Here is a 17770-nt window from a genome sequence, read left to right as displayed (position 1 = left end):
CAAACGTTGGAGGAAAGGCGCCGTGGCAACCCAAGCTGATGCACAGGAACTGGCCGCCTTGCGGGCGCTTTCGGCCAGCATTGGGCTGAACCCGCACATGACGCAGGCGGCGGGCGGCAACACCTCGCTGAAGGCCGGTGACACGCTGTGGATCAAGGCCTCGGGCACCTGGCTGAAGGATGCGCTCAGCGACGACATCATGGTGCCGGTGGCGATGGCACCGCTGCTCGAGGCCGTCGAACAGCTTGATCCAGCCGCCGACAAGCCCCAGGGCTTCGCCATCGAAAACCTCAATCCGCGTGGCCTGCGCCCGTCGATCGAGACCACGGTGCATGCCTTGATGCCGCAACGCGTGGTTCTGCATGTCCATTGCGTCGACACGATTTCGCTTGCCGTGCAAGCCGATGGCGAGACCGAGGTCGCCAGGCTACTGGGCGGCATCGAATGGGCTTGGGTACCCTACTTCCGGCCGGGTCTGCCGCTCGCCCGCGGCATTGCCGCGAAATTGCGGCCCGGGGTCGACGTGCTGATCCTTGGCAATCATGGGCTGGTGGTTGCTGCCGAAACCGTCGCCGAGGCGGAGGCTTTGCTGCACCGCGTCCGGTCGCTGCTGGCGCGGCCGGCGCGCGCGACCGCCCCGCCTGATATCGCCGCCTTGACGGCGCTTGCCGGCGACTACCGATTGCCGGCGGATGTCGAAGCGCATGCGGTCGCGCTCGATCCGGAAAGCCTAGATATGGCCGAGGGCGGCAGCCTTTATCCGGACCATGTCATCTTCCTCGGCCAGGGCTCGGTCGTTGCGAGGCCCGGCGAGAACGTGGCTGGCGTCACCGCGCGGCTCGGCGCGGCACCGGTGGCGATCCTGTTTCCCGGCGCCGGCGTGCTGATGCGCGGCGACGCCAGCGCCGGTGCCGACGCCATGCAGCGTTGCCTTGCCGACGTGACCGCGCGCGTCGACAGCAAGGCGCGGCTGAACTATCTCACCGCCGCCGAGAATGACGAACTGGTCAACTGGGACGCCGAGCAGTATCGCCAGAAGCTCAATGCGGCCGGCACGGCCTAGCGAGGGACGGACGACATGACGCCACTTGTCGTCGGCATCGACATCGGCACCTCCGGCGCCCGCGCCATCGCCATGCGTCAGGATTTTTCCATTGCCGGCCAGTCCGCTGTCCGGCTCGAAAAATTCGGCCAGAACCCCCGCGACCCCTCGGCATGGTGGCAGGCGGTCCAGGCAGCGCTGGCGGAACTGCTTTCGGGCGTCGACCGCGCCGCGATCCGGGCCATCGCCATCGACGGTACGTCGGGCACCCTGCTGCCGGTCGACGCTGACGGGCGGCCTCTGGCCGAGCCGCTGATGTACAACGACAAGGTCGATGACGGCGACATCCTGGCCGCGATCGCCCGCGCGGCGCCGGAAGCGAGCGCCGCCCACGGCGCAACTTCCGGTCTGGCCAAGGCGCTCCGGTACCAGCATCTGCCCGGCATAGCGGCCGTGCTGCACCAGGCCGACTGGATCGCCGGCAACTTGTCCGGGCGCTTCGACGTCAGCGACGAGAACAATGCGCTCAAGACCGGCTACGACGTCGAGGAGCGCCGCTGGCCAGATTGGATCGCGGCCGCCGGCATGCGCATGGATTTGCTGCCTGATGTCGTCGAACCGGGCGACGTCACCGGCACCCTTACCACAGCCGCCGCCGCGCTTTTCGGCCTGCCGCGCGATGTTGTCGTGGTTGCCGGCACCACGGACGGCTGCGCCTCGTTCCTGGCGACGGGCGCCAAGACTGCCGGCGACGGTGTCACGGCGCTGGGGTCCTCGCTGACCATCAAGATCCTGTCCGACCGGCCGATCTCGGCGCCGCGCTTTGGCATCTACAGCCATCGTCTTGGCGACACCTGGCTGGCGGGTGGCGCGTCGAATTCCGGCGGCAAGGTGCTGGCGCAGCATTTTCCTCTCGCGCGGATCATCGAACTCAGCGCGATGATAGACCCCACGACCGAGACCGGCCTCGACTATTATCCGCTTGGCACCGCCGGCGAGCGCTTCCCCATTGCCGATCCGGCCTTGCCGCCGCGTCTCACCCCGCGGCCTGCCGACGACGCCGATTACCTCAAGGCGATGTTCGAGGGCATGGCGGCCATCGAGGCGCTCGGCTACCGCAGGCTGGCCGAACTCGGCGCGCCGGCCCTGACCTCGGTCAGGAGCGTCGGCGGCGGCGCCGCCAACCCGGTGTGGAGCGCGATCCGGCAGCGCAAGGTCGGCGTCGCGTTCCTCCCGGCATTGTCGGACGAGGCCGCCGCCGGTACGGCCCGGCTGGCGCTGAAAGGCGCAAGCCAGGCAGAGCTTCTATGAATATGAAAAAGGTCGAACGTCTCGACGGCATCGGGAGGCTGGCGCAACGCTTCCAGGTCTTCCTGCTCGATCAGTTCGGCGTGCTGCATGACGGCCAGGCCCCCTATCCCGGCGCGGTGGCGGCACTGTCCACGCTGAAGCGCGCGGGCAAGACGGTGGTGTTGATTTCCAATTCCGGCAAGCGCGCCAAACCCAACGAGGATCGCCTGCTGAAGCTCGGCTTCGAGGCCGGCAGCTGGGACCATTTCGTGTCTTCCGGCGAGGTGGCGTGGCGACGTTTCCATGACATGGCGGCGGCAGGAGTGTTGCGGTCCGGCACGAAATGCCTGTTGATCAGCCGCGACGACGACCGCAGCGCGATCGACGGCCTGCCCTTCGCATTGACCGGAGCCGGCGAGGACGCCGAGCTGGTGCTGATCTCGGCCAGCGAGGGCGACCGCCACGACCTCGACCATTATCGCCGGCTGCTGGCCCCGGCAGCGGCGCGGCAAGTGCCGTGCTTCTGCACCAATCCCGACAGGATCATGCTGACGGCGGTCGGGCCCCGCTTCGGCGCCGGCGAGATCGCCGATCTCTATGAGAACCTGGGCGGCAGCGTCACCCGCATCGGCAAGCCCTTTCCGGCGATCTTCGATGCCGCACTTGCACTGGCCGGCGAACCGGAGCGCGGCAGCGTGGTCTGCGTCGGCGACAGCGTCGAACACGATATTGCAGGCGGCAATGGTGTCGGCATCGCCACGACACTGGTGCTGGGTGGGATATTGGCCGGCACGGCTGACCTCGCCGCTGTTTTCGACGAACACAAGGCCTGGCCGGACTACATCACGGGATCGTTCAGCTTTCGCTGACCGCTTCCAGCATGCGCCTTGCGCTCTCCTCGTCGGTGATCAGGATTGTCGGCGCAATCAGGTTCATCGCGCCGAGCAGCGCGTCGGTCTTTTCCGCGCCGCCGGAGGTCAGAATGCGGATCGGCGCCTTGCGCAGCCGGTCGACATCCACCGACATCACATGGTTGTTGACGGGATGGTCGACCAGATCGCCATTGCGGTCGTAGAAATGGAACAGAAGGTCGCCGACGGCTCCGCGCGCCAGCAGCGCCTCGCGGTCCGTTTCCCTGAGGAAGCCGCCGCGCGAGAAGGTTGTGGCCGAAGCGATGCCGCCCACACTCAGCAGAACGGCATCGAGCGCGTCGGCCATCTCAAAAACCTCCTGCAGGCCGCAGCGTTCGACCAGCGCGATCTTGGTCTCGACGCTGTCGACGACGGCCGGCGTCGGCATCAGATAGCCATCGCCCTGGAAAATCTGGGCGAAGCGCCAGGCGAACTCGGCCGGGTTGACGCGGCGCGCGACGCCGACGCCGCCAAGCAGCGAAATCACCTTGAAATCGGTCAGCGATTTGGCGCTGATGAACGGCAAGGTGTGGAACAGCGTATTGCCCCAGCCGACGCCGACCTGCATGCCGGATTTCATCGCGTCGGACAGAAACATGCCGGTCTTGGCGGCGATCGCCGGGATCGGATCGGCATTGGCCGCGGTCAACGGCGCCACCAGCGCCTGCTGCAGTCCGAAGGTCCTTTCGAGCGCGCGCTCCAGCCGCACGATCTCCAGAAGCTCGCTCTCGATGGTGATCTTGACCTCGTTGCGCGACCGCGCCTCGGCCAGCATGCGCACGATCGTGACGCGGCCGACGCCAAGCACATCGGCGATCTCGTTCTGCGTCATCTGCTCGACGAAATACATCCAGGCGGCGCGGATCCTGAGGCGGTCCGTCCGGCTCTCGCTGACGACCGGCTCGGTCGCTTCGGCTCCTTCCCGTCTTTCGTTGGCCCGCCTTTTCTCGGCCCCCTTTCATCGGCCCCCTTTCATCGGTTTGTCGTCCCCTGGCCAAATCATCCCTCCCCCGCGGCGGCGGACGCGCGCCGTCGCCGATTCTGCGTGCTGGTCTAGTATCGCCTATTGATCTACCAATCGATAGGAACAATGTAGAGTCGGTGGCCGCCCCACTGCAGCTGGCCCCGCACGGCACTTTCGAGGCAAACCGCGATGCTCCGACAAATCTCCGAAGATGTCCGCGTCAACCTCAAGGACCGGCTGCGGGAAGTCCGCGACATCATCCGCCAGAGCCGTCATGACGGCAGCGGCGACGCCAGCGCCCTGCGCGAAGCCACCAGCCATCTGCCGCCGTTTCCGGGCAAAGGCATCGAGGGCCTGCTCAGCCACGCCGCGAGTGCCGTCGACGAAGCGCTGTCGATCGCCGAATCCTTTGTCCCCCATGAACGCCCGATAAGGGTCGATGGAACGAGCGTCAAAGGCCTCGGCACCTATTTTCCGGCCGGGGAAGAAGACCAGCAATTGAACGCCGAGCGCCTGTTCCGGCGTGACATGTACTATCTGACCAAGGCGGTGCTTGCCGGGCTGAAGATCGACCATGCCCGCATCCATGAAGCCGGGTTTGCCGCCGCTCACGCCGCCATGCGCAAGCGCCATGGCGAACTGTTGGCCGCGCTGGCCGCGCCCGGTGCTGGACTGCAGGCAATCGCGGCCACCTGCGCGGCGCTTTTGATCGAGTTGCTCGACCAGCGCCCGATCCGCTTTGGCGAAGCCGCGCCTGAAACGAATGCTGCTGGCGGCAGGGCGCTTGATATAAGCTGCCTGGCGCCGGTCGTCCTGGCTTGCGGCCTGGCGACAACCGGCCGCGACGGCGCGCCAGAGCCCGACATGCTGGAGATAGCGATCCTGGCCGCCGATATACGTCATGAGCGCATTGTCCAGGCGTACGCCAAGGCGAGCCCGGTCGATGAATTGACCCCTGTCTTCGCCACCTTGCTTGCGCACTTGCCGTAAGGCCTCCCAGCGCAATTCAAGGAAACAGAGCGGGCCGCGGAACTACTCCCCGGCCGCGATGGCCGTGATCGTCTTCTTGGCGCGCTGGATCGAGGCCGGGCTCATCGACAGCTCGGTCAGACCCATCTCCAGGAAGGCCGGAATGAGATCCGGCCGCCCTGCCGCCTCCCCGCACATGCCCACCATGATCCCGGCGGCGACCCCGGCCCTGGCCGTCAGTTCGATCGCCGACATCACGGCCGGATTGGTGACGTCGTTGAGCTTCGCAACGGTCGGGTTGAGCCTGTCGGCGGCCATGATGTACTGGGTTAGGTCATTGGTGCCGATCGAGAAGAAAGCCACCTCCTTGGCCAGTGCCGCTGCGATCAGCACGGCGGCCGGGGTTTCGATCATCACGCCGAGATCGAACGTGGCGTGCGGCACGCTTTCGGCCTTGAGTTCGGCGGCGCATTCGTCGACCAATGCACGGGTGCGCGTGACTTCGGAAATATCCGACACCATCGGCAGCATCACCTTGATGTTGCCGTGTACGGCCGCCCTCAGCAGCGCCCTCAGCTGACGCTTGAAGATATCGGGCCGGTCGAGGCACATGCGGATGCCGCGCCAGCCGAGGAAGGGATTTTCCTCGTCGGGAAACTCGATGCCGGCGATCGGCTTGTCGCCGCCGATGTCGAGCGTGCGCACGATGACCGGATAGGGTGCGAAGGCTTTGGCCAGCGCCGCATAGGTCTCGGCCTGCATGTCTTCCGACGGCAGGTGCATATGGCGCATGAACAGAAGCTCGGTCCGGAACAGGCCGACACCCATGGCGCCGGCTTCCTGCGCAGCCTCGATCTCCTCCAGCGAGCCGATATTGGCCGCGACCTCAATAGTCCGGCCGTCCGCCAGCTTCGGCGTCACCGTCTTGAAGGCGGTCAGGCCGGCACGCTCCTCCGCCGCCGCTTCAACGCGGCCGGCGAAATCGGCGCGCGTCGCCGCGTCGGGGTCGATGATCACCTGCCCGCTGTTGCCGTCGAGCGCCACCTCTTGCGCCGTGCGCAAGGCATTGATCTTGTCGCCGAGGCCCAGCACCGCCGGGATGCCATGCGAGCGGGCGATGATGGCGATGTGCGAGGTGGCGCCGCCATGGCCGCACACCACGCCGCCGATGCGTTTCAGCGGCGCGCGCGCCAGATCCCAGGCGCCGATGTCATCGGCGATCAGGATCGCACCCTGCGGGATTTTTTCGAGGCTGACGTCGTCTTGGCCCAGCAGCACCAGACAGATCTGCCGTCCGACCGCATGGACATCGTCGGCCCGCGCATTGAGGTAATGATCGTCGACGGCGCTGAAATCGGCCGCGATGGTGGAAGCGGCGGTGATCGTGGCCGACACCGCGTCATTGCCGCCCTTGATCGCCTTCTCGGCCTCGCCGGTCAGGCTGTCGTCGGCGGCGATATCCCTGAGCGCCGCAACGATGCCCCGGTCACCGGGCGACAGACTATCCTGCGCCAGCGCCCGGTCCATGCGCGCCTGGACGGCGGCGACAGCGGAGCGGAACCTGTCGATTTCGCCGACGATTTCTTCTGCCTGCAGCATGCGGCCCTGTCCCGCGATATCAGGCGGGAAATGCGCGAAGGCGGGTCCGATGGCGACGCCCTCGCTTGCGGCGACACCGTGCAAACCAATAGCCTCGCCTGATACCGCTGGCGGGGGCGCGGGCGCCGCTTCCTTGCCTGCGTCATTCGCCGGGGCGTGGGTGTCTTCGTCGTCGAGACCCGCCTTGGGGTTCTCGAGATAGCCGATCAGCGCCTCGATCGCCTCGATGGCATCGGCGCCGTTCGCTCGCACGGTGACTTCCTGGTTTTCCTTGACCGCCAGCAGCATCAGCTTGACCGAGTTCTTGGCGCTGACCGCCTTGCCGTCCTTGACAAGTTCGACATCGGATTCGAAACCCTTCGCGAGCTTCACGAAGCGTGTGGCGGGGCGGGCGTGCAAACCTTCATGCACTCTGACGATGGTCGAGCGTTCCATGGCAAATACTCTGCTTTTTTAGGCGCCAAAGCCAGACTGGGCGGGGCGCGAGTGCTTTCAGGCGGCGATGGTGATGATCGCGTCTGTCTTCAGGGCGGCCACGAGGGCTTGGGCGTCGACCTGCGATGCGCAGATCTCGCCCGGCCTTTCGGCCTCGGTGGCGCCGTTGAACGAGATGACGACGTGGCCCATCTCGAGGACCTTGCTCCAGGCGCTGGAGCCGACGGCGGTTATGACGGCGGCAACCGGACCAAGGGTGATCGACGCGCCCTTTTCTGGCGCGCCGTCACTGGGTCCGAGCTCCGTCTTGTGGAGCACCGAGACTTCGGCAAGCTCCGGCGGCGAGCCATCCGCGAACAGGATGACCACGCCCCTTCGGCAAGGTCCGCCACTTCGGGTCCTATTGCCGTGACCCGTGTCTTGAGAAAAACCGGCATATGGCGAAACCTCGTTAGTTCAGGTGTTTAGAACACGATCAGAGAGACGACCCAGGCGATCAGCACCGAGACCGGACCCATGATCTGGCGGCTGATGAGCACCGCAGGCACGCCGATTTCGATGGTTTTCGGCTTGGCTTCGCCGAGCGCCAGGCCGACCGGAACGAAGTCGCAGCCGACTTGGGTGTTGTAGGCAAACAGCGCCGGCAGCGCCATTGCCGGCGAAATCGTGCCGTTGGCGATCTGCGGGCCGATGATGGCCACGCCGATGACCTGCGCGATGACGGCGCCCGGTCCCAGGATGGGCGACAGGAACGGCAGGCCGCAGATTGCCGAGATGATAAGCAGGCCGACGATGTTGTTGGCCAGCGGTCCCATCGGCTGCGCCAGCACGTCGCCGATGCCGGTGTACAGGATCAAGCCGATGAGCATGGTCACGAAGGCCATGAACGGCAGCACGTTGCGAACCACCTGGTCGATGGTGCGGCGGCCGGCATTGAAGAAGATGCCGACCACACGGCCCATGACGCGGCCGATCGAGCTGATCAGGCCGATAAGCCCGCCTTCGCTCGGCAGCGGCTGTGGCGCAGCGGCTGAGGCGTTGTTGTTTGAACTCATCGACGCTGCTCCCCCCGCAGTGGTGACCGCTTCGGATCCGTCCGCCATCGCGACGTTGGCCGGCTTCACGCCCGAAACGTAGATATCTTCCGTGATGAACTGGGCGAGCGGCCCAGCCTGTCCGACCGGCGTCAGATTGACGGTCGGGATGCGCTTGCGCGGATAGACGCCGCAGCGTGCGGTGCCGCCGCAGTCGACGACGACGACCGCCATCTCACCTTCGATCGGCGGCGCCTTGAAGCCGTCGACGGCCGTGGCGCCGGTCATGTCGGCGATAAGCTGCGCCACGGGATGGATGCCGCCGCCGGTAACGGAGACGACCTTGTCGCGCTGCGCGGTCGGCTCGATGACGAGCGGGCCGCCCCAGCCTGTGTTGCCCCGGGAGATCTTTACGGCTTTGAATGTCTTGTCCATGATGTCCTCCCCGTCCTTACAGCTCGACGCCCTGGCGGCGTGCCATGATGGCGGTGATGCGCTCGGTCAGCATGCCCTTGAGCAGGATGACGACCAGGCCGACGATGGCGTACCAGATCGCCACCTTGACGTGGTAACCGGCGACGACGGCGCCCTTCTTTTCCAGCTCGAGCAGCGCGACCAGAATGCCGCCCCAGACGAAATATTCGCCGGGGTTGATGTGCGGGAACAGGCCGAGCGGCGGATGTACGTAGGAGACCGCCGCGTCATAGAAGGCGGGTTTGTGCTTCTCTTCCAGGAACGATCCGAACGTATAGGCCATCGGATTGGTCAGGAAGAACACTGCCAGCAGCGGCAGCAACGTGTAGCGCGTCAGCGCGATCCTGCCGGCGCCGCGCGCCAGGCCATGCACGCGCTCTTCGCCGACCAGTTCGGTGACGGCGTAAAAGGCGGTCATAAGCACCACAAGCGTCGGGATGATGCCGGTGACGAAGCCGGCGAACACTTCGCCGCCTTTCTGGAAGATGCCGATGAAGTACTTGCCGATGGCGGTCAGCCAGCCGAGCTGCTCTTCCTGCTGGACCTCCTTCAACTTTTCCTTGAACTGATCGACGGTAATCGGCCCGCTGTCGGCCTGCGCCAGGACAACGAGATGGTCGGAGGCATGCTCGACGGCGAGCTTGCCATGCAAAGCAGCATCCGAGACCATGGCACCTGCGACATGCAGATTGTGCACGGCCATGTCGGCATGCTGCGCCAACAACGAAAATACAGACATTTCTCCTCCTTATGCCGGCCCGCCGGGTGATCCCAGTCGGCGCACGGCCTCCTCTATGCCCTTGCTACGTTCAAGCCGGCCAGGCCCGGCTTCTTCCCCGGCTCCGACCGTGCTTTGTCGATCTGTTCGATCGCCCGCTTCACGGCCTCGGCCACACCGGGTTCCCCCTCCCCCATGATCGCAGGGTTGGACCGGAGTCGATCGAGGGGAACACCCTCGAATTCTTCATGTCGTTTGAATTTGGTGAACACGGACCGGCCGCTCATCACCATCATGCGGCGCACGATCAGGTCAGGCGTCACCACGACCAGCGCGATGGTTCCCTTGGCAAATCGGCCGCGAAAATTGCCGGCGCCGACGAAGCCGTCCTTGTATTGGTCGGTGACGCCCCTGAAGACATCCGAATAGTGCCGCATTTGCAGCCAGACGCCGAGCGACTGCAATGCCCACACAATAACCAGCAGAAGCAGTCCCCACTGCCAAATCGCCATTCGGTTCTCCTCCCGAAGCCTCAGTCGAGGCGCACCGTGGACCGGCACGCGACAACAGCAAAGTGAGAACATTTGTTTCCACGAATGTCAATATGTATGATATTGACCTCGACCTCGGTCATCCACAGGGCCGTCGGCCGATTTCGGCGGCGGCATGGCTGTGCTAGCCTGTCGTCAAACGGGATGCATGAAATGGAACTGCCCTTCAGGGACGAATTGGCCCTCATGCCCGACCTGCGCCACCGGCTGCGGCAGTTGCGCTGGTTCCGCGCCACCTTCCGTGGCAGCGCCAAGGTGGTCTCGGACACGTTCGGCGTACGCTTCGAAATCGACGAGGCGAAGCTGACGCGGGCTTTTCTCGACTGGGTCGAGGTCATGGAAGCGCAGAAGCGCTTTGCCGCGATCGACCGTGCCGACTTCATCGTCTTTGCCGCCGGCCTTGTGTTGCGCGAACTGATAAAGCAGGCGCCGGCCAGGGAGATCTCCGGCCTTACCCAGCTCATCGAAACGGATCAGAATGCCGGCACGCTGGACATCATCCGCTTCTGGCCGGAAGGCTTTCTCTACACCAACTACTGCGTCTCGGTGATTTCGGCCATCTACGAGCAGGAGTTCGGCTCGGCGCCCAGTATCGACAAATGCGCCGACGACCTGCGCACTTGGTGGTCCTATCGCGAGAACGTCACCGAGATGCCGGCCTACGCCGTGGCTTTCCTCGACCGCTTCCTCGGCGCCGAGCCCAACTGGATCACGCCCGACCGCGCACAGTCGCGGCAGGCAATGCAACGGGCACTGGGGTCCTCCCGCGCCAGCGACGTGTTGCGCCAGCTTTGAGCATCGCCGGTTTTCGCATGTCCCCAAAAAACACCGCGCTATTGAACATCTGACTTTTTGCCGATAGCGATGTGCGAAATTTGAGTTGAGGAGACAAGCGCGTGGCGCGAGCAAGGCCCATCATCTTCGATTGCGACGGCGTTCTCGTCGACAGCGAGCCCTTGGCCGCCAGGGCCTACGAGCGCGTCTATGAAAAGCATGGCATGCCAGGCGTTCACGGCGGCATCATCGCGCAGTGCGTCGGCATGAAACAGGCCGACATCATCGTCAGGATCAAGGAATTGACCGGCCATCAGTTTCCCGCGGCCGCCGACAGCGATATCTGGGCCGAGACCAAGATCCTGTTTTCGCAGGAATTGAAGCCGACACCGGGAATCGCCGCATTCCTGGAGACGCTCGACAGCGACCGCTGCGTTGCCTCGTCATCCTCCGTCGAACGCATCAACCACAGCCTGGCCATCACCGGGCTGGCGCGGTTCTTCGGCGATGCGATCTACAGCTCTTCGATGGTCAAGAACGGCAAGCCCGCGCCTGATATTTTCCTGTTCGCCGCGGCCGCGATGGGCGCCAATCCCGCCGACTGCATCGTCATCGAGGATTCGCCTTTCGGCATCCAGGGCGCGGTTGCCGCCGGCATGACGGCGGTCGGCTATACCGGTGGCGGACATACTTATGCGGAGCACGCCGCACGACTGATGGCCGCCGGTGCCGATTTCGTCTGCGCCGACTGGAATGAAGTTAGCCGGCAATTGTCGGGGCTGGGCGTGCCGGCGTAGCTAGTAAAGCCTAAGGCGGGCCCATTGGTCGCGCGGGATCACTGGCCCCACACGGAAATTAAAGGAAAGGACCCTCGTCGCATTGGTGTCGACCTCGCACCGGAAGTCCAAATGATACCAGGTGGTTGTGGTGCGGAAGGCTACATCCGAGCCGTCAACAACATTGCCCGCCCTAAGTGGAATACTTGGGATCAGGTCGGGAAAGTAAGAGGCGTCCAGCAATTGCTGCTGCAGCACACTGGCACAAAGTTTGGCTCCTCGCTGACTGCGCGGCAAACCACCCATCGAGGTCGTGGCCAGCGCATCGTCAGTGGCACCCTGCGAGAAGAGCTTGCGAACACCTGGAAGGCCCGAGGCGCGCTGCGGCGCAGACTTCGAGACCTCGGGTTTCGGCGCATTTGCTGGTTTGGGCTTTGGCGCTTCGGCTGATGTGGGAAGCTCGATCTCGCCATCGGTAGCCAACGGCGTTGGTATCGCGCCCTGTTGCTTGGCGGCGTCGAGCCCCGCCTGCTTTTCCGCCTCCTGTTTGGCTGCCTGTTGTTTATCCACGTCCTCGGTTGAAGCTGCCTGCTTCTGCGCGTCCGGTGTGGGCTTCGAGTCCGCCGGCTTCTCGTCGGCCTTGGCTGGATCGGAGTCTGGCGGCGCGGCAGGCTGGTTTTCCGCGGGCTTCGGTTCGACCGGCGGCTTCGAAGGGTCATCCTTGGCCGGGGATGGCGAGCTGTCTTGAGCGCTGGCCCCATCCAGGGATTTCCTCGGGCCGGTATCCTTGTCGCCGAACTGAAAAACGGGCTTCAGGACCTCGACTGGCGGGGGCTTTTCCGACGGAGGCTGTTTCTCAACCTTCTGCTCAGGCGGCTTTTCGACCTTCGGTTCCGGTGGCGGCGGAACAGGTTTCGGCTTTGGCTGATCGGGCGGCGGCACGAGCGCGACATTGACCGGCTGCTCCTCCCGTGGCTGTTGGGGAGGAATTGGCAGGCCATATATCAGGATCGCCGCGATGAGCACGTGCAGGATCAGCGATGCGGGCACGCCCCACAACAGATTCCGACGCCGTTCTCGTACCTCGTCCTTCATCGCCTTCGATGTGGAATGAAATCGCGGCGGCTTCAAGCACGGGCACCGGATTGGCGCTATTTAACCGCTGACAGCTTGGTGATCTGGATGACCCCGCGCAGGGCGGCCCGACCAAGGCGGTGGGCGTCCCAACGAGCGGCTGCGATCCGACCCATCAAGACTTGGGATCAGCCAGTTAGCCGCCAGGATGGGGCCGATCCGGCCGACTGCATCGTCATCGACGGCTCGCCATTCGGTATCCAGGAGGCGGTTGCTGCCGGTGTGACGGCGATCGGCCACACCGGCGGCGGCCATAGCTGTGCCGAGCATGCAGCGCGGCCGACGGCGGCTGGTGCCGATTTCATCCGCGCCGACGGGCAAGAAGTTAGCCGGCAATTGTCTCGGCTCGGCGTGCCGGCCTAATTTAGCGGATACTTAGTGAATCCATGGCTGGCCTATTCGCCGGGCGGGATCAATGACCCAACACGGAAGTTGAAGGACAGGACCCTTGTCGCATCGGAGTCGACCTCGCACCGGAAGTTGAGACTGTACCATTGGGTTCTGGTGCTGAAGGCGGCCTGCGGAGGGTTAAGGACGTTGCCCAGCTTCAGCGGAATGGTTGGCACCCATTTGGGCGAATAATCGGCACTCTGCAATTCCTGGTCCAGAACGTTGCCGCAAAGGTTGGCAACGCGCTGATCGCGCGGCACGTTGTCCATGGAGCTTGTGGCCAGCGCATTGCCGGTCGCGCCCTGCGAGTAAAGCTTTCTGACGCCCGGAAGGCCGGAGTAGATCGGCGATCCCGCAGCCTCGGTGTTGGTGGGATTTGACCTTCCCGCCTTCCCGCCTGGGGCTTTGAAGGCTGTTGCGGATTTGAACTTCATCGGCTTTGCGGGTTTAGGCTTTGCCTTTTCTTCCGAGGATGGAGACGCCGGTCTGTCGCCGGCCTCGGCAGCCAATGGCCTTGGCGCTACGGCCGCTTGCTTTTCGCCGGTTTGCGGCGCCGCTTGCTGTTTGTCGGTGTCCTCAGTCGCCGGCTTTTCCTCGCTTTGCGCGGATTTTTCGTCCGGCACGGCGGTTGCCGGCCTCTCGTCGGCCTTGTTTGAGGCTGCCTGTTGCTCGGGATTTACAGGCGCGGCGGATTGCGTCGGCGCGGGCTTCGGTTCGACTGGAGGCTTCGCGGGCTCATCCTTGGCCGGCAACGGTGCATTGACTTGAGCGCTGCCGCCGTCGAGAGATTTCTCAGGCCCCGTATCCTTTTCGCCATATTGAAAAACGCGCTTCAGAACCGGAGTGTTCACCGGCTTGGGCGGCTGCTCGGGCGGTTTTTCAACCTTGGGTTCCGGCGGCTTTTCGGCTTTGGGCTGCTTTGGCGGTGGGGGAACAGGTTTCGGCTTCGGCTGATCGGGCGGAGGCACGAGCGCGACTGTGATCGGCTGTTCCTGCTGCGGCTCCTGGGAAGACCTCGGCAGGCCGTAGATCAGGAGCGCTGCGATGAACGCATGCAGGATCAGCGATGCGGACAAGCCCCACAGCAGGTTCCGACGCCATTCGCCTGTCTCGCCCTTCATCCAGACCGATGTGGAATGAAATAGCGGCGGCTTCAAGCGCGAGCACTGGATTGGCGCAATTTTGCCCTTAACGGTTAAGTGATCTGGATGTCACGCTCGGGGCGGCTCAGGCTCCTGCTGTCAACCCGCTTTCCGCTGCCGGCATACTCCGCAGGCAGCGCGGAAAACCGTTCAGACCAGCATGCCCATCGGGTTTTCGATCAACTTCTTGAAGGCGACCAAGAGTTCCGCCCCCAAGGCTCCATCGACGGCACGATGGTCGGTCGACAGCGTCACCGACATCACTGTGGCAATTTTGATCTCGCCGTTCTTGACCACGGCCCACTCCTCGCCGGCACCGACCGCCAGGATCGTCGCATGCGGCGGGTTGATGACGGCGGCGAAGTCCTTGATGCCGAACATGCCGAGATTGGAAACCGCCGTCGTGCCGCCCTGGTATTCCTCCGGCTTCAGCTTGCGGCTGCGGGCACGGCTGGCCAGATCCTTCATCTCGTTGGAGATGACGGAGAGCGTCTTTTCATCCGCATGCCGAATGATCGGCGTGATCAGGCCGCCGGGGATCGAGACGGCGACGCCGACATCGGCATGCTTGTGCTTGACCATGGCGCTCTCGGTCCAGGAGGCATTGGCATCCGGCACCGCCTTCAGCGCCATCGCCATCGCCTTGATCACCATGTCGTTGACCGACAGCTTGTAGGCGGGCGCCTCACCCTTGTCGGTCTTTTTCACCGGTGCCGCGGCGTTGAGCTGCGTGCGCAGCGAAAGCAACGCATCGAGCTCGCAATCAAGCGTCAGGTAGAAATGCGGGATGGTGGTCTTGGCCTCGACCAGGCGCCGCGCGATGGTCTTGCGCATGTTGTCGTGGGGGACGAGCTCATAAGAGCCTTGCTCGAACAGCTTCAGCACCTCCCCCTCTCCCTTGAGGGGAGGGTGGCCGGCCGAAGGCCGGTCGGGTGGGGTCGGCTCGACCGGACTCGGCGCAAAGGAGGCTCCTTCTGAGGCGACCCCCTCCGTCCGCTTCGCGGACACCTCCCCTCGAGGGGGAGGAAAGTGCGGCGTCAACGTCCGCCTTGACTACGCGGCCATATGGGCCGGTGCCTGATATGCCGGAGAGATTCAGACCCGCCTCACGGGCCAGACGCCGCGCCAAGGGTGTAGCACGCGTTCTCCCCTCGAGGGGAGGGTGGCCGGCCGAAGGCCGGTCGGGTGGGGTCGGTTCGACCGGTCTCGGCGCAAGAGAGGTGCCTCCTGAGGCGCCCCCCTCTGTCGGCTTTGCCGACATCTCGCCCTCAAGGGGCGAGATTGCCGCATAGGCTTCACCATCGGCATAGATCCAGGCAACCGGCGCGCCGACCGGAATGTCGACGCCTTCCTTGCCGGTCACGTCGCGAAGCACGCCACTGGCAGGCGCATCGATCTCCATCGCGGCCTTGTCGGTCTCGATCTCGAACAGCACGTCGCCCTTCTTGACGTGCGCGCCTTCCTCGGCGAACCAGCGCGAAATCTGTCCGGTCGCCATGTCCATGTCGACCTTGGGAAGAATGACTTCAGTCGGCATGTCTCAGCGAACCCCTTTCACGAGGTCGCGCGCGGCGATGATGATGTCGGGAACCTGCGGCACCGTGGCCTTTTCCAACTCCGGATTGTAGGGGATCGGCGTTTCCGCGCCGCCCAGTCGCACGATCGGCGCATCGAGATAATCGAACGCCTCGCTCTCGGCGATCATGGCGCTGACCTCGGCGCCGATGCCCAGCGTCTTGACGGCTTCGTAGACGCACATCAGCCGCGACGTCTTCTTGACGCTGTCGATGACGGTCTGCTTGTCCATAGGCCGGATCGTCCTGAGATCGACGACTTCGACGTCGATGCCCTCGGCCTCAAGCGTGGCGGCGGCGTCAAGCGCCTTCTGCACCATGATCGAGGTGGCGACGATGGTGAGGTCGCGGCCTTCGCGGCGAATGTCGGCCTTGCCGATCGGCACGGTGTAATAGCCTTCGGGAACCGGCCCCTTCATCTTGTAGAGCAGCTTCTGCTCGAAGATCATGACCGGATCCGGATCGGCGACAGCTGCCAGAAGCATGCCCTTGGCATCATACGGTGTTGCCGGCTGTATGACCTTCAGGCCCGGCACATGGCCGAGCCAGGCTTCCAGGCTCTGGCTGTGCTGCGCGGCGGCGCCCGTGCCGGAGCCGGCGGGGAAGCGCATGACGACAGGGACGGAAACCTCGCCGCCCAGCATGAAGCGCATCTTGGCCGCCTGGTTGACGATCTGCTCCATGGCCAGCGTGGCGAAATCCGAAAACTGGAATTCGAAGATCGGCCGCATGCCGGTGACGGCAGCGCCAACTGCGACGCCAGCACCACCCAGTTCCGAGATCGGCGTGTCCAGCACCCGGTCCGCGCCGTAACGATCGACCAGGTCGCCAGTCACCTGGAAGGCGCCGCCATAGACGCCGATATCCTCGCCCATCAGGAAGACGCGCTCATCCATGTCCATGGCGATCGCCATGGCTTCCTGGATCGCCTGGGCGTAGCTCAGTTCACGCACCATCGCGTCCATCACGCCTGCTCCGTATACACGTAATTTCCGGTCTCGCCGACGTCGGGCGAAGGGCTCGCCTTGGCGAATTCGATGCCGTCGGCAATCTCTTGCGCCACAGCGTCGCGGATGGCCTCGATGCCCTTGTCGTCGATGAAACCGAATTCCCGAAGCTCGTTCTCGAACAGCGTGATCGGGTCGCGGTTCGACATCCAGTCTTCGATCTCTTCCTTGGTGCGGTAGCGATTGCGATCGCTTTTGGAATGGCCGCGATGGCGGTAGGTCTTGGACTCGATCAGCGTCGGCCCCTCGCCCGCGCGTGCCCGCTCGACCGCCTTGTACGACGCCTCGGCGACTTCGGAGAAGATGTTGCCGTTGACGATGACGCCAGGCATCGAATAGGCGGCGGCACGGTCGGCGATGTTCTTGACTGCCGTCGACCGGGCCGTCGATGTCGACATGCCGTAGCCATTGTTCTCGCACACGAAAATGACCGGCAGCTTCCACACCGCCGCCATGTTGAGCGCCTCGTGGAAGGCGCCTTCATTGTTGGCGCCGTCGCCGAAGAAGGAGACGACGACCTTGCCGGTCTTCATCATCTTGGAGGAGAGGGCCGCCCCGACGGCGATCGGAATGCCGCCGCCGACAATGCCGTTGGCGCCGAGATTGCCCTTGGCGACATCGGCGATGTGCATCGAGCCGCCGCGGCCCTTGCAGTAGCCGGTGGTCTTGCCGAAGAACTCGGCGAACATACGCTTGACCTCGGCGCCCTTGGCGATGCAGTGGCCATGGCCGCGATGCGTCGAGGTGATCTGGTCATCCTCGCCAAGCGGCATGCAGATGCCCATGGCGCTGGCCTCCTGGCCGATCGACAGATGCATGGTGCCGTGGATGAGGCCGCGCGTGTAGCTTTCCTCCGCGCCCTCCTCGAAGCGGCGGATGAGGTACATCTTGTAGAGCACCTGCTTCAACTGCTCGGCGCTGTACTGGCGATAGACGAAAGGCAGGTTGGCGCGGCTGTCCGCGACGGCTTTGCTGGTTCCGGCCAT

The 17770-nt window shown here is 64.5% G+C and carries 15 protein-coding genes and 3 pseudogenes; 7 read left to right on the top strand and 11 right to left on the bottom strand.

From position 1 onward, the window contains the following. Positions 1-22: 22 nt before the first annotated feature. Genes EJ077_RS04025 through EJ077_RS04015 form a run of 3 tightly spaced genes read left to right on the top strand, consistent with a single transcriptional unit; the run spans position 23 to position 3201 of the window. Positions 23-1063 carry a class II aldolase/adducin family protein gene (locus tag EJ077_RS04025; RefSeq protein ID WP_208699815.1) on the top strand — a complete coding sequence of 347 codons (1041 nt, stop codon included), beginning with the start codon at positions 23-25 and terminating at the stop codon, positions 1061-1063. 15 nt (positions 1064-1078) lie between these two features. Beyond that, positions 1079-2353 carry an FGGY-family carbohydrate kinase gene (locus EJ077_RS04020; RefSeq protein ID WP_208699813.1) on the top strand — a complete coding sequence of 425 codons (1275 nt, stop codon included), beginning with the start codon at positions 1079-1081 and terminating at the stop codon, positions 2351-2353. Further along, on the top strand, positions 2350-3201 hold the full coding sequence (locus tag EJ077_RS04015; protein ID WP_208699811.1) for a TIGR01459 family HAD-type hydrolase: 852 nt from the start codon (positions 2350-2352) through the stop codon (positions 3199-3201). The genes EJ077_RS04020 and EJ077_RS04015 overlap by 4 nt, the downstream gene beginning before the upstream one ends. On the opposite strand, the gene EJ077_RS04010 is transcribed toward EJ077_RS04015, so the two are convergent. Further along, entirely contained in the window at positions 3188-4093 is a 906-nt protein-coding gene (locus EJ077_RS04010) for a sugar-binding transcriptional regulator (RefSeq protein WP_208699809.1), read from the bottom strand. The genes EJ077_RS04015 and EJ077_RS04010 overlap by 14 nt on opposite strands. 303 nt (positions 4094-4396) lie before the next feature. On the opposite strand from EJ077_RS04010, the gene EJ077_RS04005 reads away from it, so the two are divergent. Then, positions 4397-5197 carry a hypothetical protein gene (locus tag EJ077_RS04005; protein WP_208699807.1) on the top strand — a complete coding sequence of 267 codons (801 nt, stop codon included), beginning with the start codon at positions 4397-4399 and terminating at the stop codon, positions 5195-5197. A gap of 42 nt (positions 5198-5239) precedes the next feature. On the opposite strand, the gene ptsP is transcribed toward EJ077_RS04005, so the two are convergent. The 5 genes and pseudogenes from ptsP to EJ077_RS03980 all read right to left on the bottom strand — a co-directional run bounded on the left by ptsP (position 5240) and on the right by EJ077_RS03980 (position 9948). Then, positions 5240-7210 (bottom strand): phosphoenolpyruvate--protein phosphotransferase, encoded by a 1971-nt coding sequence (gene ptsP, locus EJ077_RS04000; protein WP_208699805.1) that lies wholly within the window; start codon positions 7208-7210, stop codon positions 5240-5242. A gap of 57 nt (positions 7211-7267) precedes the next feature. Further along, positions 7268-7647 (bottom strand): annotated as a pseudogene (locus EJ077_RS03995) (PTS glucitol/sorbitol transporter subunit IIA). Between the two features lie 27 nt (positions 7648-7674). Continuing rightward, entirely contained in the window at positions 7675-8679 is a 1005-nt protein-coding gene (locus EJ077_RS03990; RefSeq protein WP_208699803.1) for a PTS glucitol/sorbitol transporter subunit IIB, read from the bottom strand. A 16-nt stretch (positions 8680-8695) separates the two neighbouring features. Continuing rightward, entirely contained in the window at positions 8696-9457 is a 762-nt protein-coding gene (locus EJ077_RS03985; RefSeq protein ID WP_013892733.1) for a PTS glucitol/sorbitol transporter subunit IIC, read from the bottom strand. Positions 9458-9510: 53 nt separating this feature from the next. Next, positions 9511-9948, bottom strand: coding sequence for a transcriptional regulator GutM (locus EJ077_RS03980; protein WP_015315467.1), 438 nt, complete (start codon positions 9946-9948; stop codon positions 9511-9513). Between the two features lie 192 nt (positions 9949-10140). Between EJ077_RS03980 and EJ077_RS03975 the strand changes: the two genes are divergently transcribed. Beyond that, positions 10141-10782, top strand: coding sequence for a hypothetical protein (locus EJ077_RS03975; protein ID WP_140616780.1), 642 nt, complete (start codon positions 10141-10143; stop codon positions 10780-10782). Between the two features lie 101 nt (positions 10783-10883). Next, positions 10884-11558: an HAD family hydrolase gene (locus EJ077_RS03970; protein WP_208699801.1), complete on the top strand. Its 675-nt coding sequence runs from the start codon at positions 10884-10886 to the stop codon at positions 11556-11558. On the opposite strand, the gene EJ077_RS03965 is transcribed toward EJ077_RS03970, so the two are convergent. After that, positions 11559-12632: a DUF930 domain-containing protein gene (locus tag EJ077_RS03965; protein WP_208699799.1), complete on the bottom strand. Its 1074-nt coding sequence runs from the start codon at positions 12630-12632 to the stop codon at positions 11559-11561. It abuts the gene before it with no gap. A gap of 177 nt (positions 12633-12809) precedes the next feature. Here EJ077_RS03965 and EJ077_RS03960 point away from each other — a divergent pair. Next, positions 12810-13034 (top strand): annotated as a pseudogene (locus EJ077_RS03960) (HAD family phosphatase); the annotation flags it as partial. A gap of 32 nt (positions 13035-13066) precedes the next feature. Here the strand turns inward: EJ077_RS03960 and EJ077_RS03955 are convergent. From EJ077_RS03955 to EJ077_RS03940, 4 genes and pseudogenes are all read right to left on the bottom strand, one after another. After that, positions 13067-14182 carry a DUF930 domain-containing protein gene (locus EJ077_RS03955; protein WP_208699797.1) on the bottom strand — a complete coding sequence of 372 codons (1116 nt, stop codon included), beginning with the start codon at positions 14180-14182 and terminating at the stop codon, positions 13067-13069. 171 nt (positions 14183-14353) lie between these two features. Then, positions 14354-15740: pseudogene (locus EJ077_RS03950) on the bottom strand (pyruvate dehydrogenase complex dihydrolipoamide acetyltransferase). Positions 15741-15743: 3 nt separating this feature from the next. Beyond that, positions 15744-16742: an alpha-ketoacid dehydrogenase subunit beta gene (locus EJ077_RS03945; protein ID WP_208702900.1), complete on the bottom strand. Its 999-nt coding sequence runs from the start codon at positions 16740-16742 to the stop codon at positions 15744-15746. Then, on the bottom strand, positions 16742-17770 hold the full coding sequence (locus tag EJ077_RS03940) for a thiamine pyrophosphate-dependent dehydrogenase E1 component subunit alpha (RefSeq protein ID WP_208699795.1): 1029 nt from the start codon (positions 17768-17770) through the stop codon (positions 16742-16744). The genes EJ077_RS03945 and EJ077_RS03940 overlap by 1 nt, the downstream gene beginning before the upstream one ends.

Source organism: Mesorhizobium sp. M8A.F.Ca.ET.057.01.1.1, assembly GCF_003952565.1.
GTDB lineage: Bacteria > Pseudomonadota > Alphaproteobacteria > Rhizobiales > Rhizobiaceae > Mesorhizobium.
Note: the sequence above shows the minus strand (reverse complement) of the source record. Positions and strands in the feature narration are given on the sequence as shown.